Source organism: Thiocapsa marina 5811, assembly GCF_000223985.1.
GTDB lineage: Bacteria > Pseudomonadota > Gammaproteobacteria > Chromatiales > Chromatiaceae > Thiocapsa > Thiocapsa marina.
In genome coordinates this window covers 42,094-66,906 of the sequence record NZ_AFWV01000013.1, presented here as the reverse complement: position 1 = coordinate 66,906, position 24,813 = coordinate 42,094, and the positions used below count along the sequence as shown (strand labels likewise).

Below are 24,813 nucleotides of genomic sequence, written 5' to 3'. Positions count from 1 at the left end.
GCGTGCGCGCCGTCGTCGGCTTCACGCTACGCCAGCGGGTGCTCTTCAACCTGCTGTTCGTGCTCATGATTGTCGCGGGCGTCTTCGCGCTCGATGCCCTGCCGACCGAGCGCTATCCCGAGGTCAACTTCGGCAAGGTCGTCATTACCACGGTCTATCCGGGCGCCTCTCCGCGCGATGTGGAAGCCCTGGTGACGCGCGAGATCGAGCTGGCGCTCGACGGGCTGGAGCACGTCGAGTTTATCCGCGCCAACTCGGTGCGCGAGCGCTCGACCCTGGTCGTGAAATTTCGCGACGATACCGATTACGGCGCTCTTTACGACGAGCTGCGCTTTCGCGTGCTCAGTATCCTCGAGCGGCTTCCCGAAGGTGTCGACCCGCCGCGCTTCGACCTGATCCGCACCTCCTTCTGGCTGCCCGTTGTCGCGGTCAACCTCGTCGGCGATCGCTCCAACCGCGCATTGTCCCTGATCGCGAAGGAATTGCAGATTCGTACGGCCCAGATCCCCGGGGTCACCGAGGTGAAGCTCGACGGGGAGCAGCGTCGCGAGTTCCACATCTTTCTCGATCCCTGGAAGCTCAAGTCGCACGGGGTGAGCCTGGATCAGGTCGCCGCGGCCCTGCAGGACGCCAACGTCACCCTCCCGGCCGGCGACTTCAACGACGGCACCGGCGAGTACGTGGTGCGCGTGGACGAACGCTTCCGCACGCGCGATCAAGTCGTCGCGACCGTGGTACGCCGCGACGCCGATGGCTCGTTCGTGACCGTCGACGACCTGATCTCCGATGCCGGCCTCGGCTATCGCACCCCGAGCGTCGTTACCTCCGCCGACGGGAAGGACGGCGTCGCACTGCGGCTGCTCAAGGCCGAGGACGGCAATGCGATGGAGATCTACGCCGCGGCCGAGGCAATCCTCGAGGAGGTCGCGCCCCTTCTCGAGCAGGAAGGGATCGAGGTGGTCCTCACGCTGGACTCGACAACCTACATCAAGGAATCGATCCAGACCCTCGGCTGGAACATGATCGTCGGGGTCCTGCTGGTCAGCCTGATCCTCTGGTACTTCATGGGGATACGCAACGCCGGCCTGGTCACCGTAGGGATTCCCTTCTCCTTCATGGTCACCGCGGTGATGATGCAGCTGACCGGCAACTCGCTCAACGAGTTCACCCTCTTCAGCTTCGTGCTGGTCTCCGGGATCATCGTCGACGACGCCATCGTCGTGGTGGAGAACATCTACCGGCATGTCCAAGACGGCGAGCCGATCGAGCAGGCGATCGTGGAGGGCACCGCAGAGGTCGCCTGGCCGGTGATCTCCGCGACCGCCACGACGGTCGCGGCCTTTCTGCCGATGCTCATCATGACCGGCTCGACGGGCGAGTTCTTCGCGCTCATCCCCAAGGCGGTGAGCTTTGCCATCGTCGCTTCGCTGTTCGAGTGCTTGTTGATCCTGCCCCTGCACTACCTTGATTTCGGACCGCGCCCCAAGGCGAACGCGACTGGCTCAGGTGCGGTTCAGGGCGAGCGTGAGAACCGCTTGATGCGGCTTCTCCGGGACATGACCGAGCGGCTGATCCGGGTCACCATGGGCTTTCGGGTGCTGAGCCTCTCGGTGGTGCTCGTCGCCTTCCTGACGGCCCTCGCCGTCCTCGGCGTCTCGATCGCCGGCATTGCGCCCTTGGTGCGCATCCAGTTCTTCCCGGACGACTATTCCACCTACTATGCCTTCGTCGAAGGCGCGCCCGAGACGCCGATCGAGCAGACTCACGAACGCGTGAAGGCGGTCGCTCGCTTCATCATGGCCGACGGCCCCGGCTACGCACGCTCCGCTGCGGGCTTTGCCGGCTTCACCGTCAGCGAGGACTACGAGGACGAGCTGGGCCGACATCTGGGCACGGTCATGGTCGCGCTGCCGAGCAAGGCCGATCAAGCCTTCGACGACCCGCTGGACCACCTCGACCGGATGCGCGAGCGCCTGATCGAGCAGTTCGCCGAGCCCGGAGTCAGAATCCGCGTCCGAGCCGAGAAAGACGGTCCACCCACCGGAAAGGACGTCAACATCCAGATCGCCGGATCGAGCGAAACGGCCGTGCGGGGCATGAGTGCGGACTTGTTGCAGCGCTTGCGGGACCATCCCGAATTCGGCCCCGACCTCATTGATCTTCAAGACGATCGCGGCATCCCCTCGCGGGTCTTTCGGCTTGCGGTCGACGAGTCACGTGCCCGCGAGCTCGACCTCACCGCGGGCGATGCCGCGCGCATGGCCGCGTCGGTCCTGGACGGGCGCTACATCGGTAAATACCGTCTGAGCGACGAGGAGGTCGACCTCAAGCTCCGCGTCGACCCCGCCTACCTGGATGCGCCCGAAGCCGCGCTCGATATACCCGTCCTCGAGCACCCCTCCGGGCCGGTCTTGCTGCGCGACATCGTCCAGCCCATCGCCGAGGTCCAGCCCGGCGAGCTCAAACGCTATCAACGCCAACGCAGCCTGACCGTCACCGCGAATATCCGCTCCGGCGCACCCATCTCCTCCGCCCAGGTCACGGCCTGGGTGCGTGCTCAGTTTCCGGAGCTACGCACCCTCTACCCGGGGGCTACGCTGATTTTCGGCGGCGAGTTCGAAGAAACCCAGCGCTCCTTCGACAGCCTCGCGCAGGCATTCGGCCTCGCCGTACTGCTGATCTACCTGATCCTCGCAACCCAGTTCAAGTCCTACACCCAACCGCTGATCATCCTCTCCGCGGTCATGTTTTCGATCATCGGGATCGTTTTCGGCAAGGTCGTCACCCAGTCGCTGTTCACCATCAACAGCTTTATCGCCGTGGTCGGCGTCACCGGCGTGGTCGTCAACGACTCCCTCGTCCTGCTCGCCTTCGTCAACCAACGCTACCGAGACGGTCTCGACCGCCACGCAGCCATCCGCGAAGGCGTAAGACTGCGTCTGCGACCCATCGTCCTCACTACCCTCACCACCACGCTGGGACTCATGCCGATGGCCCTCGGCATCCCCAGTTACTCCGTCATCTGGGGTTCGATGGCCTCCACCTTCGTGACCGGTCTGGCGACGGCGACATTTCTCACGCTCTTTATCGTCCCGGTCGCGTGGGATCTCTTGACCGAATGGGAAGAGAAACGAGATGCCAAAAGGGCAGCGCGCAGCAAAAACCGAGGCGATCGCTCGGAGTTGAATCACCCGAGCAATCGTTGACCGCGCTTTCCCACAACAGTGATCCGCTGTTGCCGGTCTCGAAAGCCAAGTCCCACAGGATCACGGGGCAAACGCCCCGCCCTTTTTCCTCTTGTCAACCCGCGATGGTCAGATTCCGGCATTTTTTGTCGGTTTTGTGAGCTGACCGAAATCTCGAGTCCGCGCGACCGGCCATACTCAATGCGAGGTCAAGGATCGGTCATCGGCTTCTGTGCTCCACCGACGAGCCTGCTCCCCTGGGTTCGGAGTCGATCTCACGGACTCACCGCACGACGATTCCCTGTTCGGCGGAAACTCCATGGATGGTGATCTCCACCATTAAGAGACCCCGCGACAGTACTCGTGGGATCGAGAACCGAGCCATCTGTCATGTTCAGAGCAGCCCCAGAACCCGCAAGCCCGCTCACCGGTCGCAGGGGCGGCTTCACCCTGATCGAACTCATGATCACGGTCGCCATCATCAGCATCCTGGCCGCGGTAGCCTATCCGAGTTATCAGGAGTATTTCCGCAGAGCCAATCGCACCGAAGCCCAGTCATTTTTGATGGATCTGGCGCAACGGCAACAGCAATTTCTGATGGACGCTCGCAGATATGCCTCGTCGGTCGCTGATTTGAATTCGACGATCCCGGAGCATGTCGCCAAGTTCTACACGATCACGGAGCCCTTCACCATCGTGGTCAGTCCACCGAGCTTCACGATCAGTGCGGCGCCGAAGGTCGGCACACAGCAAGTCGCGGATCTCGGCGGTGTGGTCCTGACGATCAATCAGGCCGGCGCCAAGACTCCGGCGGATGCCTGGTGAAGTACGAGGGCATTTGGAGAAATAGACATGTGCAAATGTCATACTGCCGTTTATCGTCCGAGCGCGGGCGATCCTCCCCGGCAATGCGCTGGCTTCACGCTCCTTGAGCTCATGATCGCGGTGACGATTCTGGTGATCCTCACGGGCATCGGGGTGCCGTCGTTTTCGAACTTCGTCGCTTCGCAACGCACCATCGCCGCGGCCGGCGGTTTTCAGATGGCACTTTGGCGAACCCGTTCAGAGGCGATCCGACTCAATCGTGATGTCACATTGTCGCCAACGGATGCCGACATCGGTTGGGAATCCGGGTGGGTGGCGAATGATCCGAGCGATGACGACCATGCCCTGATTCATGGCGATGCATTGGATGGCGTGACGATAAGCGGTGGACCGGCCAGCATCATCTATCGTGCCTCGGGGCGGTTGCGTGGCAGCAGCATCGCGGGGATCGAGTTTGCATCCAAGACGACTAGCTCGGCGGATAAACGCTGTATCGGGGTCGATCTCAGCGGTCAGCCGACGCTCATGAGGACAGGTTGCCCGTAATGATCAATCGTCCGCTCCAAGGTTGTCGACAATCCGGTTTCACGCTGATCGAGATCCTTGTGACCGCTGTGATCATTGCGTTCGGTATGCTGAGCCTGGCGGGACTCCAGGCTAAGATGACGGCCACACAGATGGAGTCATATCAACGCGCCCACGCCCTAGTGCTGGTCGAGGACATGGCGGCACGCATCGCGACGCAGCGGCGTGCGGCCGAGGCCGGCGCCTATGCAACCACGGGGACGACCACCACTGTTGGAGCCGGCGATGCCAATGATCCGAGCAATGACTGTCGCGACGAAGCAAACCTACCGGCACAGGATCTCTGCGAATGGAGCCAGGCGCTTAAAGGCGTGGGCACAACGGGCAATGACGGCCGCTTCCTCGGCGCCATGCTCGGAGCGCGCGGCTGTATCGATCGCATCAATGAGGATCCGGCCACCTTTCTGGTCACTGTGGCCTGGCAGGGACTCACCGAAACCGTCTCCCCGAGTTTGAACTGTGGAAGCGGCGAATACCCTGACGACACCATGCGTCGGGTTCTCGCGGTGCGGGTCACGCTCGCGGATTTGGACTGAGGCGGCTAAACATGTTCAGCATCACCTCTCCTCACGTCGCGGCATTGCAACAGCCGATAACGGGACCGGCGCGCGCGCGCGGCTTCACCATCATTGAGTTGATGATCGCCATGACCATCGGGCTTTTCCTGCTCGGCGGCCTCGCGCTCGTGCTTTCCAACAACAGCCGAACTCGTTACGAACTGCAGAAATCCATCGGCCAGATCCAGAATGCTCGCTATGCCCTGCAAACCCTCGCCGATGATCTGAGCAATACGGGGTTCTACGGCGAGGCCGGAATACCACACACATCCGGATGGTTAGTTTTGTGTCTCGATCTAACTAACAACGGTTTGCCGCTAACCTGCCCGAACGAGGTCTGTATGAAGCTGGAACGGGCATTTCCGATCCAGGGTTCGGACGATATCGCAAATCGACCAAACGGATGCAGTGCAATGGATGACGTCCGCACGGGCAACGATGTCGTCGTTGTCCGCCGTGCTAGTACCTGCGACATTAACGAGGACGAGTGCGATGCCTTTCATGACGGTGCCCTGCACATCCAACAGCCGGCCTGTATCGCAGGTGCGCAGCCCATCGTTGCAACCGCTACAGCTGCCTTCGCAGGCGGTATGACGCGGGTCTGCGACCCGAACCTCTTGGCACCCATCTACCGACTGCTCAATCACGTCTATTATGTAGCGCGCAACAATCGCCCCAACGACGGCATCCCGACTCTGAAGCGCGCTGAATTAGCTGCGGACGGCTACATTATCACACCAATCGCAGAAGGGATCGAACACCTGCAGATTGAATACGGCGTCGATGCCGATGAGAACGGTGATCCCGATCTGTACAGCCAGGCTAGCGCGCTGCATTGGGATGATTGGCGAAACGTCGTTGCTGTTCGAATCCATCTCATTGCTCGCAATGTACTGCCCACCGACGGCTATGAGGATGAGCGGACCTATCGGCTCGGGAGCGAGGGCGAGTTTGGCCCATTCCAGGACAGCTTTAAGCGCCAAGCCTACAGTAAGACCGTACGATTGAACAATATCGCCGGTCCTCGGGAGACCAACTGATGGACGGCCATCGAGGCATCAACTCTCGACACAGCGGCGCAGTGCTCATCATCGCCCTCATTATGCTATTGGTGACCACCTTGATCGGCATCTCGGTCTTCGAGATGGGCAGCAATAATCTTGTCGTGGTTGCGAATCTGGAGAGTCGTGAGCAAGCTAGAAAGGCCGCGGAAGACACCTTGGAAGTCGCGATCGAAAATCTCGCCCTGTTGATCGAAAGCCTCGCGCCGGATAGTCCAAAGGCCGTCTTCTTCTGTGAAGGTCATAAGAATCACCAATGCCATGACATCGACGGAGACGGTCTGCTCGATATCGAGGTCTCACTCACGGATCCGCAGCCGAGTTGCATGTTGGTGACACCGACGCGTAACGATGAGCTCGACGTGACCGACATCAATGATCAAGGCTGCTTCATCGGCACTCAACAAGGAGGCGCGGTCGATGGCGCCGGCGCCACTGGTCAGTCGATGTGCTCCGCATCGGTATGGGATCTCAGGGCCGTTGCCGTTGACGTCATGACGCAAGCCGAAGCACGGGTGAGGCAGGGCGTCAGTGTTCGGGTGTCGAACAACGACGTCGCGACCGAGTGCCCGTAACAGATGAACAGGAGAACTCACATGTTCACATTCGTAAGGAGCCATCAAGCGATCGGCCTTACGGCCGGCCTGCTCCTGATCTGTCTCTCGACCCGGGCGGAGGACATCGATATCTTCGTGGGCGGAACCGGCACGGAAACGACGACGCCGAATATCCTGTTCGTGCTCGACAACTCGGCGAACTGGAGTCGTAACGCTCAGCACTGGCTGCCCAAAGGGGTGGTCCAGGGGCAAGCCGAGGTGCGCGCGATCGGAAATGCGCTATCGGGCTTGACCAACAAGGTAAACGTCGGCGTGATGATGTTTGCAACGCAGGAGCCCGATGTGGATGCCGGTTATGTCCGACATGCGATCAAGCCCTTAAACGCGACGAATCAAGCCGTCCTGAACGCAAAATTCGATCGGATCTACACCAACATTAACGAACCGACTGAGAAGCGTCCGGCGCAACCAAAATATGGCTATCTGATGCAGGATGTCTACCAGTATCTCATCGGAGGAAACGCAGTCAATAATGGTTCCGGAACGCCAAGTCTAGCAGACGCCGCGGGCTACCAGACGAATTACTCAAGATTCGCCTCACCATTGACCAGTGATAATCTTTGCGCCGACACCTATGTGATTTTTATCGCCAACGCGGTTCAATCAGGTGTAACAGACGATGATCTTGAGAATTCAAGCGCGCTTGGGTCGCTCGTAACCGCCGCGGGCGGTACCCCGGATGGACTGGCGCCCAGCGGTACCGGACCCATTCCGATTCCTGAATTCATCATCGACAGCCGCGGTGAAAACGTCGACCTGGGATACACTGACGCCTGTTACAAGAAACAGACCGATTGCACGGCAACCGAGAATACTGAAGGCGGCTCCTGCCGGGAAGCTGGTTATTCCCAGTGTGTATGCGGTTCCAATGTTAAGACGCCTCATACATGCAGCAAGAGCAACGAAGATAATTATGATCTAATAGGAAGAATCACCACGGATACAGCTATTCCAACCGGCGATTTCGACAGCCGGATTGGGGCGGCTTGGAATCTTGACGATTGGGCTAAGTTTATGTTCGTGCATGGTGTGCCGATTCCGGGCGCCACCACGAATGATCCGCGGGGGCGTGTGATCACATATACGATCGATGTCTTCAACGCCCAGCAAAGCAAGGAGCATACCGGCCTACTCTTAAGCACGGCGAAGGTCGGCGGTGGTGGCTATTTCATGGCAAAGAGTCAGGAGGCACTTGAGGAGGCGATCGGGACCATCATCTCAGAGATCATCTCAGTCAATTCCACCTTCGCATCCGCGTCATTACCGATCAGTGCCACCAACCGGGCTCAAAACGAGAATCAGGTCTTTATAGGGATGTTCCGGCCCGAGCCACTCGCGCGTCCGCGCTGGTTCGGTAATCTGAAGCGTTATCAATTGGCCCATTTTGACGACCGAATTGACCTTGCCGATGCCGAGGGCAGGCGCGCCGTCAACAACCTGAGTGGTTTCGTGGCCGAGTGCGCAGCGAGTTATTGGACGACGGACTCGGACGATTACTGGGCCTTATTGGGTATTGTTCCCGAACCCATGAGTCAGTGCCTGGGCACCACGGAACCCTATTCGGACAAGCCGGACGGACCTTTCGTCGAGAAGGGCGGCGCCGGTCAGGTCTTGCGCGGTGCAACGATCGCGGATCGCAACGTTTATACGCGATCCGGAGATACACTGGTTGCATTCAATACGTCGAATACCAGCCTAGATTCCGACCTCGTGGACTATACGCGCGGCATGGATATTGACCACATCATTAAGGACAACGCGCTGACGGACCCGCGCCCCACGATCCACGGGGACATCGTACACTCGCGTCCTTTGCCAGTGAACTATGGCTCGTACCATGGCGTCACCGTCTTCTATGGTGCAAATGACGGAACACTACGAGCGGTCAATGCGGCCAATGGGGCCGAGCGCTGGTCATTCATAGCACCGGAGCATTTCGATAAATTGACGCGACTGCGTGCCAATGAGCCACTTGTGGCCTATCCGAATCAAGATCAGGCCGCGAATCCGCTGCCGAAGGACTATTTCTTTGATGGCTCGATCGGTCAGGTCGTGCGCTATGGCTTGGACAATCAGGCCACTGCGGTGTGGATCTTTCCGACAATGCGGCGAGGCGGACGTGTGGTCTATGCCTTCGATGTCACGTCGCCGGACAATCCCACCATCAAGTGGTACGCCGGATGCCCGAACCTGACGAACGATACGAGTTGTTCGAGCGGGTTTACCGACATCGGCCAGACTTGGTCCATTCCCAACGCCGGATATGTCGCGGGGTATGGGGGCGGCGCCGATCCGGTGCTCGTCATGGGCGGCGGCTATGACCCCTGCGAGGACGCAGATTCGGCCTCGCCGGTCTGCGGGAGCAGCAAGGGCCGGACGGTCTACGTTCTTAGCGCGGCTACCGGCGCGATCATCCGAACCTTCGCGACGGATCGCCCCGTCACTGCAGACGTCAGCCTGGTTGATCTGGATTATGACGGCGCGATGGACCTGGCCTATGCCGCTGATACCGGAGGAAATCTCTACCGCATCAGCTTTATCGATCCGGCCAACGACGACGCACCGCTCTCGCCCGAATCCTGGTCGATACTCAAGATCGCAACGACGCAGGGCGCCGGCCGTAAGTTCCTCTACGGTCCGGCGGTCATGCCCTACAAGGGCTACGTCTACCTCGCGCTCGGCTCCGGTAATCGGGAGCGTCCATTGGAAACGAACTACCCTTACACCTCCAGCATCCAGGATCGCTTCTATGTTTTCCTCGACAGGCCCCGCGAAGATCCGACAACCGTCCCTGGAGGAACCTATCCGATCGATCTCGACGACACTGCGATGATGTTCGACTACAGCACCAATACGACATGTGCGGACGAAAGTCTGACGCCCGATTCTCAGCATCGGGGCTGGTTCATGAACTTGCAGAATCGCGGCGAGCAGACCGTGACCAACGCGCTTATCGTCGCCGGCATGGCGACCTTCAGTACCTCACGCCCCGGTGGTTCTGGCGTCGGGATCTGCTCACGACCGATCGGGATCGCCTCGGGCTATTGGGTGAACCTGTTCAACGGCTCGGGTGCGATCGGTGTAGCCGAGACATGCGGCGGACGCAGATCCAGCGATCTTGCCGGCGGTGGTTTGCCACCCGCGCCCGTGCTAGCAACCGTGCCGGTAGATGGCAAGCCCACCACCGTAGTCATCGGTGCACCGCCTCGAGACGGCTCGACCGGTACGCCCATCAGCCCGCAGGAAATCCGACCGGCCATCGCGAACAAACGCGGCCGGGTCTTTTGGAGCAGTGATTCCGATCGCTGAGCAATCAGTGATCCCGCACTCAGGCATCGAGATCCTCGAACGAGCAAAAATCCAGCACTCACGCCATCGATCAGGAAAGCGCCCCGTTTCACCTCGGCGGCTTTCAAGCTCGGCTTGATGCGCCGGAGACGACCGCGGTCGTCGCCGGCGTCAAGCTGCTCTAACCACCCGACTTCGCCCAAAAGCCGTCGAGAGCAGCAACGGTCTCGGGTAGGCGTTCCCATTGCGGCAGTCCCATGTTGGGCGCCAACCGTTGGCGTGACCAATTCGGGTGACGTGCGACGAAGTCGTCGAGCCGCTCGAAGTCGATGTAGGGATCGCGGTCGGCGATGGCGAGCACGGGCAGATCGGTGAGCTTGGCGTAGAGCCGATCGACCGCTCCGGGCGTGAAGAGCTGCATCGAAAGAAAGACCAGCGGAGCGTGTCGAGCACCAGGCTGATGGGATGTGGCGTAGGCGTAGTCGAGGATCTCCTGCGGCGGCTCGCCGACGAAGGATTGTCCAAGGTAATGGCGGATGCTGCGCCTGGATGCGACGAGATCGAAGAGGAATTGACTCAGTCCCGGGGTCTTGAGGATCGGATGGACGATCCGACCGAAACCAGGCCCCGGCGGGACGCGTTGGCTGAATCCGGTCGGTGCGATGAGCGCCAGGGAGGCGACCGAGCCGGGCTTATCAACCATCGCCCGCGCCATGAACTCCGAGCTCAGAGACAGTGCAGCCACATCCGCGGGCTGCCCGACGACCTGTTCCAGGAACCGGGCGAGCACGTCTGCAAAGAGCTCCGGTGTATAGCCTGCGGGACGACGCTCCGAGTGGCCGAAACCAGGTAGATCGAGGCTGTAGACAGGACGCTTCGAGCGATAGTGCTCGAACAGCGGTTTGACCTCGAAGCTGCTCGGCGCGGCGTTGACGCTGTGCACCAGCACCAGAGGCCGCCCGCCGGCCCCGGTGTCTGCGTAGTAGGCGATCCGCCAGCCGTCTGCGCCCGTGAACTGCGAACGCGGTGCATCGACCGCCTCGCCGAGAGGAATCTCGCGTGCCTTTTGATCGGCGGTTCTCTTCGTCGCGATCCTGGTCTCTCCGGTCATGGTCAAGTCTTCCGCCTCTGAATTGTCGATGAATTTCGGCCGTTGTCTGATGGGCAGCTCGTCAGAAGCCAATCCTGGGCCGGTCTAAATCCGGATATTTTGTACGATTATACGCCGAGGCACCGGGGGGGCGACGATGTCGAATACACTGTCGGATCTGCCGTGACGGGAAGCGTCCGAATGCCGCACGAGCACCTCCACGGATCACAGCCCCATGGTCCGGGCTTCGGCCCGACGCCACCGGCAAGGCATGGCTGCGTGCCCTCCTCGGACTCAAGTCCGACCCACAGGGCGCCGGGATGCGCTAGCATGCGCGTAATGCCCCGATAACCTGTTCACGAGCGACGATGCCGACCGACAACACACCTGCCTTCAGCGACCGCTACATCTCTTTCCTCGGACTCGACTGCGACGCCAGGGCGCAGCGTTTCGTCGCCGGGCTCCGCGACCTGATGCTCGACCCCGACCGCCGGGATCCCTTCTGGACCTACCTCGTGGCCAAGCTCGACGGCGAGAAAGGGCCGGCGCACGACGAGCTCTATCACATCCACTGTCATCTCAACGATATCCGCGACCTGCTGGATCGCCTCGAGGCGCCCGAGCTGATCGCCGAGCTCGATATCCTCGAGACGGAGTGTTGTTGAACCGCGTCCCGTGCTTCCGGTGCGGGTCGGGGCGGGTCTCAAAAGCTCGCATTCTCCCGCGACCTCGGCGCGGACGCGGTTCAAGATGACGAGTCCCAGACAGATTCCTTAGCATGTCAACGGCTTGAGTCATGCTCGTCCCCGGCGAAGACGTGGTTCATGGAGTTCTCAACACCCTGAAACGCGCCCTGCCGAGGTTGTTTGTCGCACGCCGGCAAACCTAAATTCCGAACCCGCCATGCCCTACCGGGCGCGTTTCAGCCGGGTATACTTAGCGGGATCCGATCCCCCGCCAGGTAGCCTCCCATGCCCCAGTACCGCTCCCGCACCACCACACATGGCCGCAATATGGCCGGCGCTCGCGCACTCTGGCGCGCCACCGGCATGACGGATGGAGATTTCGACAAACCGATCATCGCGGTCGTCAATTCCTTCACCCAGTTCGTTCCCGGCCACGTGCATCTCAAGGATATGGGCCAGCTCGTCGCGCGCGAGATCGAGGCCGCCGGCGGCGTGGCGAAGGAGTTCAACACCATCGCGGTCGACGACGGCATCGCGATGGGGCACGGCGGCATGCTCTATTCCCTGCCCTCGCGCGAAGTGATCGCAGACTCGGTCGAGTACATGGCCAATGCCCACTGCGCGGATGCCCTGGTCTGCATCTCAAACTGCGACAAGATCACGCCCGGCATGCTCATGGCCGCGCTGCGCCTGAATATCCCGGCGGTCTTCGTCTCGGGCGGGCCGATGGAGGCCGGCAAGGTGATTCGCAAAGGCGAAGAGCTGCATCTGGACCTGGTCGACGCCATGGTCGCCGCGGGTGACGAGACCCAGAGCGACGCATCGGTCGCCGAGCTCGAGCGCTCCGCCTGCCCGACCTGCGGATCCTGCTCCGGCATGTTCACCGCCAACTCCATGAACTGCCTGACCGAGGCGCTCGGGCTCAGCCTGCCCGGCAACGGATCGCTGCTCGCCACCCATGCCGCGCGCAAGGATCTCTTCCTGGAGGCCGGACGGCTGATCGTCTCGCTCGCACGCCGCTGGTACGAGCAGGACGACGCCAGCGCGCTGCCCCGCTCGATCGCGACCTTCGAGGCGTTCGAGAACGCCATGAGCTTGGACATCGCCATGGGCGGATCCACCAACACGGTGCTGCATCTGCTCGCGGCGGCCTACGAGGGCGGCGTGCCCTTCAGTATGGAGGACATCGATCGGCTGAGCCGCCGCGTGCCCAACCTCTGTAAGGTCGCGCCCTCGACCCAGAAATATCATATGGAAGACGTCCATCGGGCCGGCGGCGTGATCGGCATCCTGGCCGAGCTGGACCGCGCGGGGCTCATCCATCGCGATCTGCCGACCGTGCACAGCGCGTCGCTCGGCGAGGCGCTCGCGCGCTGGGACGTGCGCTACACGGAGGATGAAGAGGCGCGTCGGCGCTATCTGGCTGCGCCGGGCGGCATCCCGACCCAGGTGGCCTTCAGCCAGGCCCAGCTCTGGCCGGATCTGGACCTGGATCGCGCCGAGGGCTGTATCCGTGATCTCGAGCACGCCTACAGCCGCGACGGCGGCCTGGCGGTCCTCTTCGGCAATCTTGCCGAGGACGGTTGCATCGTGAAGACCGCCGGCGTCGACCCCAGCATGTTCGAGACAGACGCGATCGAGAAGGACGAGCTGCGCTATACCACCAGCGTGCCGACCTCGGTGCTCCGTGCCTTCGTAGGTCCGGCCCGCGTCTTCGAGAGTCAGGAAGACGCCGTGACCGCCATCCTCACCGATCAGGTCAAGGCGGGCGACGTGGTCGTCATCCGCTACGAAGGGCCCAAGGGTGGACCCGGAATGCAGGAGATGCTCTATCCGACCAGCTATCTCAAATCCAAAGGGCTCGGGAAACATTGCGCGCTCATCACGGACGGGCGATTCTCCGGCGGGACCTCGGGACTGTCGATCGGCCACGTCTCGCCCGAGGCCGCAGAGGGCGGCTTGATCGCGCTCGTGGAGGACGGCGACAGAATCGAAATCGAGATCGCGAGCCGGCGCATCCATCTGGATGTGGACGACCAAACCCTCGCCGCCCGCCGGGCCGCGATGGAGGCGCGCGGTTCAGCGGCCTGGGCGCCGCTCGACCGGCAGCGCCAGGTCTCGACCGCGCTCAAGGCATACGCTCTGTTGACGACCAGCGCCGCCCACGGCGCCGTGCGGGATTTGTCGCGGCTCGGATGACCTAAACCGCGCCCGGCACGGTATGCGGATCTGTTTGGATCGGATCATCGACTTGATGAGGCTGATGTCCGACCGAACAGGCGCAAGCACGATCAGAAGGTCTTTCTTTGTGGTCAGCTCTGCTTCTCCGGACGCATCCCGGACTGGATTCAGGGGTCGGCGAACCTCAGGGAAGGATCCGGCGGGAATTGCGTCCAGACCCTGGCGGGCAGTGCGAGTCGCCCGGCGGAATTAAAGGCTTATGCTGACCATCATCGAAATCGGCGCCATCATCGCCTTCGCCATATCAGGCCTCATCGAGGCCGCGCGGCGGCGGATGGATATCGTCGGGGTCTTCACGGTCGCCTTCGTCACCGCGTTCGGCGGCGGAACGCTGCGTGACGTCCTCCTCGAGCGCCGCCCGCTCTTCTGGGTACAGCATCAGGAGTATGTGTGGCTGGTCTTGGGGCTGACCGTGATCGGCTCGCCCTTGCTCGGCTTGATGCGGCATCGCTGGGCGGATCGGGTCATGAACCTCACGGATGCCCTTGGGCTGGGGCTGTTTGCGGTCTCGGGGGCTGCGCTGGCGATGGCTGCGGAGATGCCGCTCATCGTCGTCGTCATGATGGGTGTCGTGACGGGCGTCTTCGGCGGGGTGTTGCGCGACGTGCTCTGCAACGAGATCCCCGTCGTGTTCCAGGATCATCGCCCCTATGCACTCTGCGCCTTCGTCGGCTGCTGGATCTTCATCGGTTTCGACGCCGTCGGCGCAGAGCCTTGGCTGGCGGTGATAGCCGGCGCCGGCACCACGACCGGACTGCGCCTCTTGGCACTGAGCATGGATTGGCGAATCCCGCCCTGGCCTCGGAACATGGAGGATTGAAGCGGGATGCCCACAACCGGGCCGGGTGCACCTGTTGGTTCGGCCTCGGCGTCGAGCTTGGGCAGGTCGGCCGTCATCAGCCCGGCTCACGCATGAACCATCGCGTGTGCCAGGCGGTTCTCGAACGGGCCTACGGCCGCACGACTCCGTATCCTGGTTTGATCGCCGGACCGTCGACAGCATCCCGGGATCCCGAACAGATCACAGGCCGATGACCGCGCTCGGCCGGCTCATCCCGATCGGGTTTTTGGCCGCGCTTCCGCCGCTGTTTTGGGCCGGCAATTTCGTGTTGGCCAGAGCCCTGCGCGCTGACATCCCTCCGATCGCCCTGTCCTTTTGGCGCTGGGCAATCGCGCTGCTCGTTCTGCTGCCGTTCGCGTACTCCGGTCTTTGGCGACAGCGTGCTCTGCTGCGCCGCCATTGGGCCGTGCTGACGCTGTTCGCCCTGTTGGGGGTCACGGGCTACAACACCTTTGCCTACTTGGGCCTTCAGCACACCACGGCAACGAACGGCGTGCTGCTCACCTCGGTGACGCCGGTGGTGATCATCGGGTTGTCCGTCGTGCTCTTCCGCGCCCCGCTGCGGATCACACAGGTCATCGGAGTCCTGCTTTCGCTTGCCGGGGTGGTCGTCATCGCGATCGAAGGTCGGTTCAGGCTATTCGGTGAACTGCAGCTCAACCAAGGCGACCTGTGGATCCTCGCCGCAAGCCTGGACTGGGCGCTCTATTCGGTCTTCCTGCGCTGGCGTCCGGCCGAGCTGGAACCCAAAACCTTCCTTGCCGCGATCATCGCCATCGGCCTCATCCCCTTGTCGGGACTCTATATCTGGGATCTCGCCTCGGGGCATCGGTTCGAGCCGAACGCAACCAACCTCGCCGCGATCGGCTACGTGGCCGTGTTTCCGTCAGTGCTTGCCTACGTGTTCTGGAACCGTGCCGTGACGGAGTTGGGGCCGAATCGCACCGGGCAGTACATGCACCTGATCCCGGTTTTCGGCGCCGGACTCGCCGTCCTGCTGCTCGGTGAGCGGCTACATGCCTACCATCTGATCGGCGGACTGATGGTCGGCGCGGGCATCGCTCTAGCCAACGGCATCCGATTGCGGAAATCGGACGGACGGGCGGATCGGCACGTCCGTTAGCGCCCGCCCCGAAAGCTCTCCACCGGCCCGGTTCCTCAGCAGGTCTTGCAGCTTTCCACCGGCAACCCTCGGCGCACCCAGCCGGGACCGGCCTTGCTGCCCGCCATGCCCTCCGCGACATGCGAGACGTTGGTAAACCCGAGCTTTTCGAGCGCGTCTCGAGTGTAGCCGGTCCGGTTTCCGGTGCGGCAAATGAGCACGATGGGGGCGTTCCGATCACCATCGACGGCCTTCAGAACGTCCTGCACGAAGGTCGGCGCGGTCATGTCGATCGTGAGCGCACCTTCCGCAACCCCGGTCTGTCGCCATTCGGGCGGGGTGCGGATGTCGATGAATGTGATCTCGCCGGCGCGAGCCTTCTCCATCGCCTCGGTCGCGGTGAGGGTCGCATCGGCTTGCGCCACGCAGCCGATCAGAGAGAGCGCCGCGAGTACGACGACTGTATTGTGGCGGACGGATCGTAGAACGGACATGGTTAGAGGCTCCTTATCAAAACTGCTCACGTTGGATGGCCTCGGAGATCGGGTCCCGTGCCGTCAATCCAAGTCGCAATCGTGCACGGCCTCGCGAAGACAGAGGTCATGCGATCGAAACGGATGAGGTTCTTGGCCTCGCGGGTCCGTTGAGGAGGGCGTCGACCGCCGCAATCTACTCGTCGGCGACGCCGATACCCTCCGACCGATCCGCGCTTTGATGATGGAAGTCAGCATGCACACCCTAAAGACCACGCGCCCCCCGGCCCTGGCCGACGTCAACGCCGACACGTCTCAGCGCGTGGTGGTCGAGACGAGCTCGATGCCCTGGGAGTCCAGCCCGAGCGGCACCGTCTCGCGTAAGCCGCTGTACCGAGAGGGGGGCGAGTCGGGCCCCGTAACCAGCCTGGTGCGCTATGCTCCCGGCGGGGCCTTTCCGGAGCACGCCCATCCGGAGGGCGAGGAGATCCTGGTGCTGGACGGGATCTTCTCCGACGAGCACGGCGACTACCCGGCCGGGACCTTCCTGATGAACCCCCACGGCAGTCGACATTCACCGCGTTCGCAGACCGGCTGCACCCTGTTCGTGAGGCTGCGCCAGTATCCGGGACTGGATCGGCCGCGGCTGGTCGAGGACACGATCGCGAGGGACAGTTGGCGACCCGGACTCGTGGACGGGCTCGAGGTACGCCCCCTGTATTCGCAGGACGGCTATCCGCAGAGCGTCGCGCTGGTGCGGTGGGCACCCGGGACGCACTTCCAGCGCCACACGCATTGGGGCGGCGAGGAGATCCTGGTGCTCGAGGGCGAATTCGCCGACGAGCACGGCCGCTATCCGAAAGGGACCTGGATCCGCAGTCCGCACATGAGCCAACATACCCCCTTTTCCGATGCGGGATGTCTGATTTACGTGCGCGTCGGCGGGCTATGACGCGCGGCTGATCGGTCGCACGCGCACGCTCAGCTCCGGGCCGTCAGGGCGCGAGCATGATAGGCCAAATGCTCCCCGATAAAGGTCGCGATGAAGTGATAGCTGTGATCGTAGTCGGGCTGCATCCTCAGGATCAACGGGATGCCGCGTTCCTTGCAGGCTTGCGACAAGGCCTCGGGTCTGAGATGGCCTTCGAGCAGGAACTCGTCGTCGGTGCCCTGATCGATGAATAAGGGCATGGGCTCGGCACCGGCGCGGATCAACTCGGTGGCGTCCCAGTCCTTCCAGCTCGCCGGATCGTCGCCCAGATAGGCGGCGAAGCAACCGCGACCCCAGCCGGATTCGACCGGGTTGCAGATGGGCGCGAAGGCGGACACCGATCGGTAGAGGCCGGGGTTCTTCAGCGCACTGATCAGGGCGCCATGCCCGCCCATCGAATGGCCGGTGATGGAGCGCCGCCCCGGGATGACCGGCAGCTCGCGCTCCACCAAGGCCGGCAGCTCCAGATTCACGTAGTCGAACATCCGATAGTGCGCGGCCCAAGGCTCACGCGCGGCGTTGACGTAGAAACCGGCGCCCTGTCCCAGATCGTATCGGTCCGGTGCGTCGGCCACCTGCTCGCCGCGCGGACTGGTGTCCGGCATCACAAGCGCCAGACCCAGCTCGGCGGCATAGCGCTGGGCACCGGCCTTGACCCGGACGTTGTCGTCGGTGCAGGTCAGCCCGGAGAGGAAATAAACCGTCGGCACCGCAGCGGCCTCGGCCTGCGGGGGCAGGTAGACCGAGAAGGTCATGCGGCAGTTGCAGACGGCGGAGTCATGGGTATAGCGCTCCAACCAGCCGTCGAATTCGCGAATGCGTTCGATGCGCTCCATCGTGACCTCCTTAAACCGCGCCCGGTGCGGTGTGCGTGATGTGTTGGAATGACTTGGCCGCGCCAGCCCCGACGACTGTCGGAGCTGGCGCGGTTTAAAGTCTTAAAAAATATTAAATTCTAAACCGCGTCTCACCGGCGTCGAGGACATCTCCGAAGCCAAACGCAGAATGAAAACTGACGCATGTCGCTCTGGACGCGGTTTAGAACAGGATCACGGAGCGAATGCTCTCGCCGCTGTGCATGAGATCGAATGCGCGGTTGATGTCCTCCAGCGGCATCGTGTGGGTCACCATCCGGTCCACCTCGATCTCTCCGGCGAGATATTGCTCGACATAGCCGGGCAGTTGGCTGCGACCCTTGACGCCGCCGAAGGCGCTGCCCTTCCAGGTGCGGCCGGTCACGAGCTGAAACGGCCGTGTCCGGATCTCCTGACCGCCACCCGCCACGCCGATGATGGTGGACACGCCCCATCCCATGCGGCAGCACTCGAGCGCCTGTCGCATCACGTCCACGTTGCCGATGCACTCGAAGGAGTAGTCCACGCCGCCCCGGGTCATCTCGACGATGGCCTCGGTGACGCTGCCGGTGAGATCCCTCGGGTTGATACAGTCGGTGGCGCCGAGCTGACGCGCCATCTCGAATTTGGCCGGATTCAGGTCGATGCCGATGATGCGGGCCGCCTTCGCCATCACGGCGCCCTGGATGACGGAGAGGCCGATCCCGCCGAGTCCGAAGACCGCGACCGTCGATCCGGCCTCCACCTTGGCCGTGTTCAAAACCGCACCGATGCCGGTCGTGATTCCGCAGCCGAGCAGGCAGACCTTATCGAGCGGTGCGGCGGGGTTGATCTTCGCCAAGGCGATCTCGGGCACGACCGTATATTCGGAGAAGGTCGAGCAGCCCATGTAATGGAAGATCGGCTTGCCCTTGTGCGAGAAGCGACGTGTCCCGTCCGGCATGTAGCCGGTCCACACCGTCGAGGCGATGGATTGGCAGAGGTTGGACTTGGTCGAGTGACAGTATTCACAGTCGCCGCACTCCGGGATGTAGAGCGGGATGACGTGATCGCCCGGCTTCAGACCCTTCACGCCCGGCCCGCACTCCACCACCTCGCATCCGCCTTCGTGTCCGAGCACGCAAGGGAAGGCACCCTCCGGATCCTGCCCGGACAGCGTGAAGGCGTCCGTATGGCAGACGCCCGAGGCGATGACCTTGAGCAACACCTCGCCCTCCTTCGGACCCTCGACATCGATCTCTTCGATGGACAGAGGCTTCGCGGGCTCCCAGGCGACGGCGGCGCGTGCTTTCATGGTTCTCTCCGGTGGTGATCGGCGGAAGGTGGCGCCGCGGGCGCGACGCGCAATCGAGTGTTCCCGCATTAAACCGCGCCCAGCGCGGTATGCGACGTTTTTGGATGGGATCGGCCCCGGCAGACGTGTCGACCGCTGGAGTCGGCGCGGTTTAAGATTCTAAAAAATATGTTATTTTAAAACGCGTTATCGCCAAGCGTTGTGGATGCACCAAACGTGGTGCGCACTCGCAAATAAGCATCTCGCTCTGAACGCGGTTTAGACCGATCGCGACGCGACGACACGACCGAGTCCTGCATCAGGCTGCGCCGATCCGACCGGCACGGGATGTCTGCTCCATAGGAGAAGACGCCCGAATCTCTTGCCAGGCCGAGTGCGCGTCGATCAGCGCCAGCGCTCTCGCGAGCAACGTCTTGCCCGGCTCCATCTTGAACCAGGTCGAGGCTCCCGATGGATGCGGGAGCGGGATGAGGTCGGCCTCCAAACCGCTCGGCGAGCGATAGGACCATTGGGCTCCGACGACATCGTTCAGACGCTTGGACGCCATGAACTGAACGATAGCGAGCTTGCCGACCGGAATGATCAGTCGGGGCTGCGCGAGCTCGACCTCCGTTCGCCACCAGCCGCTGCATCGCTCCACCTCCGCGGCATCGGGGACCCGGTCGCCGCCTTTCGGGGCTTTGCCGGGAAAGCAGCGGCAGACCGCGCTCATGAGGGCACGGCTGCGGAAGGTCGGCTCGTCGATCCCGATGGATTCGAACCAACGAAAGAGCGTCTTTCCCGCGGTCCAACAAAACGGGATGCCCTGCAGGATCTCACGCGTGCCCGGGGCCTGACCGACCATCATGACCGGCGAGATGACGGCCTGACCGTGCACGGGAGGCCCCTGCATACCCGGACAGCGCCGACAGTCGACGAGATCGCGATACAGGTGCACGAGGGCGCCGGCGCCGCGCGTGTGCGTATCCGTCGTCATGATTGGATGCGCCGCAGGATCTTTTCGATCTGCGCACGATGCGTTCGATTGTGAATCGCGGCAACGGCGTGCCACTGACGTGCATTGAGCGGACCGAACCAAGGATGCGGGTGGCGCTCGCGCGAGCGCAGCGTGCCCAGTCGCTGGATCACATCCGTGTAACGCTCGACCGCCGCTTCCAACGCAACAATCCGGTCCGGCCCGGCATCATCGTGCGGCCGGACGTCCTCCAGACCGATCTCGGCGCCATGATTGTGATCGGTGCAGATCGCGTGGATCAGGACCATCACCGCGGTGTTGACCATGACGAGATGGTCGAGCGTCATGTAGACGGACCAGTCGCGGCTGCTTTCCTCGATCCCCGGAAAACGCACGATCCTCACCCGAGCCCGCCCCTGCTCCTCCGAGAGACCTTGAGCGAGTGTTCTGGCCTGCAGAGCGTCGCGCCGGAACGCCCGCAGGATCGCCGCCGGGGAGACGAAGGAGGCGTAGAGACGCAGCCCGAGATCCGCGGCGCGGCGCTCGTGCCAGGGAATCCCGGCAGAAGCGGCATCGAGATCGTCGCGCGCGTCGGTCATGACCGGCTCTTGCCCCAAGTATCGCGGAGCCCGACGGTGAGGTTGAAGACCGGTCGCTCGGGCGTCGAATCGGTGTCGACGACGAAGTAGCCCTCGCGCTCGAACTGAAAACGCGTGCCCGCCTCGGCGCCCTGCAAGGCCGGCTCGAGGACGGCGTCGCTGAGGATCTGCAATGAATCGGGGTTGATGTCGGTCCGAAAATCCGCGCCGCCGGCGCCCGGGACCGCGACACGGAACAGCCGATCGTAGAGCCTGACCTCGGCCCGCACCCCATGGTCGGCCGACACCCAATGGATGACGCCCTTCACCTTGCGGTCTTCGGGGTTGCGGCCGAGGGTGTCCAGATCGGCACTGACCCGAAGCTCGACGATCTCGCCGTCGGCATCCTTCACAACCTCCTCGCAGCGGATCACGTAGGCGTTGCGCAGTCGCACCTCGCCGCCCGGAATCAGACGCTTGAAGCCCTTGGGCGGGATCTCCTCGAAGTCCGTCCGGTCGATATAGAGCTCTCGCCCGAACGGGACCGCACGCAGACCCAGTGTCTCGTCCTTGGGATGATTGCGCGCCTCGATCGACTCGGTTCGGCCCTCCGGATAGTTTGTGATGACCACCTTCAGCGGACGCAGCACGGCCATCCGACGCGGCGCCGTCGCATCCAGGTCGTCGCGGATGGTGCTTTCGAGCAGGGCCATTTCCACAAGATTGTCGGACTTGGTCACCCCCACCCGCTCGCAGAAGTCACGGATCGCACCCGGCGTGTAGCCGCGACGCCGCAGTCCGGCGACGGTCGGCATGCGCGGGTCGTCCCAGCCGTGGACATGACGCTCGCCGACCAACTCGGTGAGGCGCCGCTTGCTCATGACGGTATATTCGAGATTCAGCCGGCTGAACTCGATCTGGCGCGGTTTGCAGGGCACCGAGACGTTGTTCACGCACCAGTCGTAGAGCGGGCGATGGTCCTCGAACTCGAGCGTGCACAGCGAGTGCGTGATGCCTTCCAGTGCGTCGGAGATGGGATGGGTGTAGTCGTAGGTCGGATAGAGGCACCAGGCGGAGCCGGTCTGATGATGGACGACCCCGTGCTTGATGCGATAGAGCACCGGGTCTCGCAGGTTGATGTTCGGGGAGGCCATGTCGATGCGCGCACGCAGGGTACGGGCGCCGTCCGGGAACTCGCCGGCGCGCATCCGTTTGAAGAGGTCCAGATTCTCCTCGACCGTGCGATCGCGATAGGGGCTGTCCCGGCCGGGCTCGGTCAGGGTCCCGCGATAGCTGCGCGTCTCCTCGGCGTTCAGGTCGCAGACGTAAGCCAATCTCTTCTCGATCAGCTCGATGGCGAATGCGTAGAGCTGCTCGAAATAATCGGACGCGAAATAGACCCGATCGCCCCAGTCGAATCCGAGCCAACGCACGTCGGCCTTGATGGAGTCGACGAACTCGACGTTCTCCTTGTGCGGATTGGTGTCGTCGAAGCGCAGGTTGCAGGTCCCGCCGAACGTCTGTGCAAGCCCGAAGTTCAGGACGATGGACTTGGCGTGCCCGATATGCAGATAACCGTTCGGCTCCGGAGGAAAGCGCGTGACGATTCGCGCATGCTTGCCGGCGGCCAGATCGGCCTCGATGATCTGGCGGATGAAGTTGGTGCGTGGCGTCTCGACGGTGTCGCTCATTGATGCTCTTAAACCGCGCCCGGCGCGGTATGCGATGTGTTTGGATGGGATCGACCCCGGCAGACTCGACGAGCGCTGGAGGCGACGCGGTTTAAGGTATGCAAAATTATATTTTTCAATATCTTAAACCGTGCCTCACCGAGACGTCCGTCATGGCGTAAAGCTGGAGCAAGCCAATAAACTACATTTCTCGCTCTGGGCGCGGTTTAACCGAGATTGGCGGGTGGGCCGTGCGCTCCCCGAAGCGGCCCCGAGCACCGCATTCTAGCGTCTGTCGCCGGGATTGAAAGGGTCACCCGGCGACCCGCGATGCGCACCCGACACGCTCAGGACAAGAAACCACTCGACGCGGCGAGTTGCGCTAACCTGACCTGCCGTCCACCCAGGACACACTCAGCCCGGTCGAGGTCCCTATGCTGGTCACATTCAGAACCAAAGCGTACGCCAACATCACCATGTTCGGCGACGTGGCCGTCGCGCTCCTCAAGCTGATGGGACACAGCGGGGCGGTCCCCGGAGCGCTCATGCCGGAAGATATCCCGGCGGCCTTGTCAAGACTGAAGGCCGCGGTGGAGGAGCACGCGCAGGAACCGCTCGACCCGGCTCCCGGCGGCACTCAACCGAACCCGCAGGACGGCAAAGAGGGCCAGTACGTGAGTCTTGCCCATCGGGCATTGCCTTTGATCGAGCTGCTCACCGCAGCGGCGGCCGACGGCGAGTATGTCATGTGGGACTGACGCGCGCCCGAGGCGGTTGTAGATTTCCATGAAAAGGACAGCGTTGAGTCACGGTCCGGTCGAAACGATCTCCTGAGAGTCGCGGTGCGCCAGCGAAAGGCGCAACAGGAAGGCGGCGGCAACATATCCCATCGTCAAACCACTCTCGAGCCGACCGGAGGCTAGATGGATTACTCCACCTTCAAATCGCTTCAGGCCCTATTGTTCTTCGGCAGCGCCATGGGCTTTTGTCTGTGGCAGCTCGCCGTGATGCGACGAATCCGGCGCGAGGACGCCGAGGCGCGCGAAAAGCAGCAGGCCAAGACGCCGGGCGCGGCGCGGATTCTCTCCGAGCAATCCGCCGAGACCCGTTGAGAGAGGCCGGTATGCTCGTCGTGTGCGACCCGACGAGCATCGATCTCGGCTAAACCCGGAATTGCAGCACCCGATCAAGGGTTCGTCGCGGTCTCCGCAACCTCGACCATGACCTCGTTTCGACGCATGAACCAGAGCGAGAAGGGCGAGTTGTAGCGTGCATAGACAGGGGCGGCGAGAGGCTTCAGACCGACGTCATCGACGGCACGCAGCAGACGGGTCTCGTTCTCGCGATAGCTCTTTTCGGTCCAACGGCCGGAATAGCGGCGCACCGCCATCAGCTTGCCGGGCTCTTCACGCAGGCGCACACGGGGGTCGCTCGGCTCGGGCAGGGTATCCAGCGTAAACCGATCCGGCATGATGAAGCTGACAACGAAGCTCGCGCCTTCCGTCCCGCTCGCCGGGCGCTGCACTACGGGCGCGGTCATCTCGATACGCTCGCCCTCGCTCATCGCAGGCCGTTGGCTGACCGGCGCCGTCATCTCGATCTTGGCCTTCGCGCGATTGTCTCCGAAGATGTAGCCGGCGAGGATGCGAAACGCCTGATTCCCGGCCTCGTCGAAGGGACCCGCGACCTCGGTTTCCGCAACGGCATAGGTCGGATAACGACGAAGCTCGAAATCCGGAAAGGTCCGAACAAGCGTGTAACTCGGTTCCTCGACGGCCATCGCAGTCGTCCCTCCGAACACGGCAATAAGGGCGCAAACCAGGGTCGTCGCCCTGCGCAGAGTATTGAATCTTGATCCGATCATCAGAAGTGCACCTTGTTCCCGTTATCGACATCGACTTCAACGGGGTACTAGTGGCC

The 24,813-nt window shown here is 62.6% G+C and carries 22 protein-coding genes; 14 read left to right on the top strand and 8 right to left on the bottom strand.

Annotated elements, in window-relative coordinates; translation table 11 throughout:
• The first annotated feature begins 2 nt into the window (after nt 1-2).
• The 7 genes from THIMADRAFT_RS18495 to THIMADRAFT_RS18465 all read left to right on the top strand — a co-directional run bounded on the left by THIMADRAFT_RS18495 (nt 3) and on the right by THIMADRAFT_RS18465 (nt 10,139).
• The gene (locus tag THIMADRAFT_RS18495; protein ID WP_007194618.1) at nt 3-3,206 is read left to right on the top strand and encodes an efflux RND transporter permease subunit; all 3,204 of its coding nucleotides are present in this window, start codon (nt 3-5) and stop codon (nt 3,204-3,206) included.
• Nucleotides 3,207-3,575: 369 nt separating this feature from the next.
• A complete protein-coding gene (locus tag THIMADRAFT_RS28035) occupies nt 3,576-4,010 on the top strand; it encodes a type IV pilin protein (RefSeq protein ID WP_007194617.1) in 435 nt (144 codons plus the stop codon).
• A gap of 27 nt (nt 4,011-4,037) precedes the next feature.
• The gene (locus tag THIMADRAFT_RS18485; protein ID WP_007194616.1) at nt 4,038-4,556 is read left to right on the top strand and encodes a GspH/FimT family pseudopilin; all 519 of its coding nucleotides are present in this window, start codon (nt 4,038-4,040) and stop codon (nt 4,554-4,556) included.
• A complete protein-coding gene (gene pilV / locus THIMADRAFT_RS18480; RefSeq protein WP_007194615.1) occupies nt 4,556-5,131 on the top strand; it encodes a type IV pilus modification protein PilV in 576 nt (191 codons plus the stop codon). The genes THIMADRAFT_RS18485 and pilV overlap by 1 nt, the downstream gene beginning before the upstream one ends.
• An 11-nt stretch (nt 5,132-5,142) precedes the next feature.
• The gene (locus THIMADRAFT_RS18475) at nt 5,143-6,192 is read left to right on the top strand and encodes a PilW family protein (protein WP_007194614.1); all 1,050 of its coding nucleotides are present in this window, start codon (nt 5,143-5,145) and stop codon (nt 6,190-6,192) included.
• Nucleotides 6,193-6,233: 41 nt separating this feature from the next.
• A complete protein-coding gene (locus THIMADRAFT_RS18470; protein ID WP_139052908.1) occupies nt 6,234-6,788 on the top strand; it encodes a pilus assembly PilX family protein in 555 nt (184 codons plus the stop codon).
• A gap of 21 nt (nt 6,789-6,809) precedes the next feature.
• On the top strand, nt 6,810-10,139 hold the full coding sequence (locus THIMADRAFT_RS18465) for a pilus assembly protein (protein ID WP_007194612.1): 3,330 nt from the start codon (nt 6,810-6,812) through the stop codon (nt 10,137-10,139).
• Nucleotides 10,140-10,299: 160 nt separating this feature from the next.
• Here THIMADRAFT_RS18465 and THIMADRAFT_RS18460 read toward each other — a convergent pair whose 3' ends face one another.
• Entirely contained in the window at nt 10,300-11,229 is a 930-nt protein-coding gene (locus THIMADRAFT_RS18460) for an alpha/beta fold hydrolase (RefSeq protein ID WP_007194611.1), read from the bottom strand.
• Nucleotides 11,230-11,576: 347 nt separating this feature from the next.
• On the opposite strand from THIMADRAFT_RS18460, the gene cowN reads away from it, so the two are divergent.
• From cowN to THIMADRAFT_RS18440, 4 genes are all read left to right on the top strand, one after another.
• Complete coding sequence (gene cowN, locus THIMADRAFT_RS18455) at nt 11,577-11,873, top strand: N(2)-fixation sustaining protein CowN (RefSeq protein ID WP_007194610.1); 297 nt, start codon at nt 11,577-11,579, stop codon at nt 11,871-11,873.
• 306 nt (nt 11,874-12,179) lie between these two features.
• Nucleotides 12,180-14,093 (top strand): dihydroxy-acid dehydratase, encoded by a 1,914-nt coding sequence (gene ilvD / locus THIMADRAFT_RS18450; RefSeq protein WP_007194609.1) that lies wholly within the window; start codon nt 12,180-12,182, stop codon nt 14,091-14,093.
• 241 nt (nt 14,094-14,334) lie between these two features.
• Nucleotides 14,335-14,955 carry a trimeric intracellular cation channel family protein gene (locus THIMADRAFT_RS18445; protein ID WP_007194608.1) on the top strand — a complete coding sequence of 207 codons (621 nt, stop codon included), beginning with the start codon at nt 14,335-14,337 and terminating at the stop codon, nt 14,953-14,955.
• A gap of 211 nt (nt 14,956-15,166) precedes the next feature.
• Nucleotides 15,167-16,099 (top strand): DMT family transporter, encoded by a 933-nt coding sequence (locus THIMADRAFT_RS18440; protein ID WP_007194607.1) that lies wholly within the window; start codon nt 15,167-15,169, stop codon nt 16,097-16,099.
• Between the two features lie 35 nt (nt 16,100-16,134).
• Here THIMADRAFT_RS18440 and THIMADRAFT_RS18435 read toward each other — a convergent pair whose 3' ends face one another.
• A complete protein-coding gene (locus THIMADRAFT_RS18435) occupies nt 16,135-16,572 on the bottom strand; it encodes a rhodanese-like domain-containing protein (protein WP_007194606.1) in 438 nt (145 codons plus the stop codon).
• Between the two features lie 235 nt (nt 16,573-16,807).
• On the opposite strand from THIMADRAFT_RS18435, the gene THIMADRAFT_RS18430 reads away from it, so the two are divergent.
• Nucleotides 16,808-17,503, top strand: a complete 696-nt coding sequence (locus THIMADRAFT_RS18430) for a cupin domain-containing protein (protein ID WP_007194605.1) — start codon at nt 16,808-16,810, stop codon at nt 17,501-17,503.
• Nucleotides 17,504-17,532: 29 nt separating this feature from the next.
• Here THIMADRAFT_RS18430 and fghA read toward each other — a convergent pair whose 3' ends face one another.
• From fghA to THIMADRAFT_RS18405, 5 genes are all read right to left on the bottom strand, one after another.
• The gene (gene fghA, locus THIMADRAFT_RS18425; protein ID WP_007194604.1) at nt 17,533-18,378 is read right to left on the bottom strand and encodes an S-formylglutathione hydrolase; all 846 of its coding nucleotides are present in this window, start codon (nt 18,376-18,378) and stop codon (nt 17,533-17,535) included.
• A 202-nt stretch (nt 18,379-18,580) separates the two neighbouring features.
• Entirely contained in the window at nt 18,581-19,690 is a 1,110-nt protein-coding gene (locus THIMADRAFT_RS18420; protein ID WP_007194603.1) for an S-(hydroxymethyl)glutathione dehydrogenase/class III alcohol dehydrogenase, read from the bottom strand.
• Between the two features lie 298 nt (nt 19,691-19,988).
• Nucleotides 19,989-20,666, bottom strand: a complete 678-nt coding sequence (locus THIMADRAFT_RS18415; RefSeq protein WP_007194602.1) for a uracil-DNA glycosylase family protein — start codon at nt 20,664-20,666, stop codon at nt 19,989-19,991.
• A complete protein-coding gene (locus THIMADRAFT_RS18410) occupies nt 20,663-21,244 on the bottom strand; it encodes a DinB family protein (protein WP_007194601.1) in 582 nt (193 codons plus the stop codon). Before THIMADRAFT_RS18410 ends, THIMADRAFT_RS18415 begins: the two co-directional genes overlap by 4 nt.
• A complete protein-coding gene (locus THIMADRAFT_RS18405) occupies nt 21,241-22,914 on the bottom strand; it encodes a glutamine--tRNA ligase/YqeY domain fusion protein (protein WP_007194600.1) in 1,674 nt (557 codons plus the stop codon). Before THIMADRAFT_RS18405 ends, THIMADRAFT_RS18410 begins: the two co-directional genes overlap by 4 nt.
• A 413-nt stretch (nt 22,915-23,327) precedes the next feature.
• On the opposite strand from THIMADRAFT_RS18405, the gene THIMADRAFT_RS18400 reads away from it, so the two are divergent.
• Both THIMADRAFT_RS18400 and THIMADRAFT_RS18395 read left to right on the top strand, forming a co-directional pair.
• Nucleotides 23,328-23,651: a DUF1840 domain-containing protein gene (locus tag THIMADRAFT_RS18400; RefSeq protein WP_007194599.1), complete on the top strand. Its 324-nt coding sequence runs from the start codon at nt 23,328-23,330 to the stop codon at nt 23,649-23,651.
• A gap of 165 nt (nt 23,652-23,816) precedes the next feature.
• Nucleotides 23,817-24,005, top strand: a complete 189-nt coding sequence (locus THIMADRAFT_RS18395; RefSeq protein ID WP_007194598.1) for a hypothetical protein — start codon at nt 23,817-23,819, stop codon at nt 24,003-24,005.
• Between the two features lie 74 nt (nt 24,006-24,079).
• Here THIMADRAFT_RS18395 and THIMADRAFT_RS18390 read toward each other — a convergent pair whose 3' ends face one another.
• A complete protein-coding gene (locus tag THIMADRAFT_RS18390; RefSeq protein ID WP_007194597.1) occupies nt 24,080-24,673 on the bottom strand; it encodes an SOUL family heme-binding protein in 594 nt (197 codons plus the stop codon).
• Nucleotides 24,674-24,813: the final 140 nt, after the last annotated feature.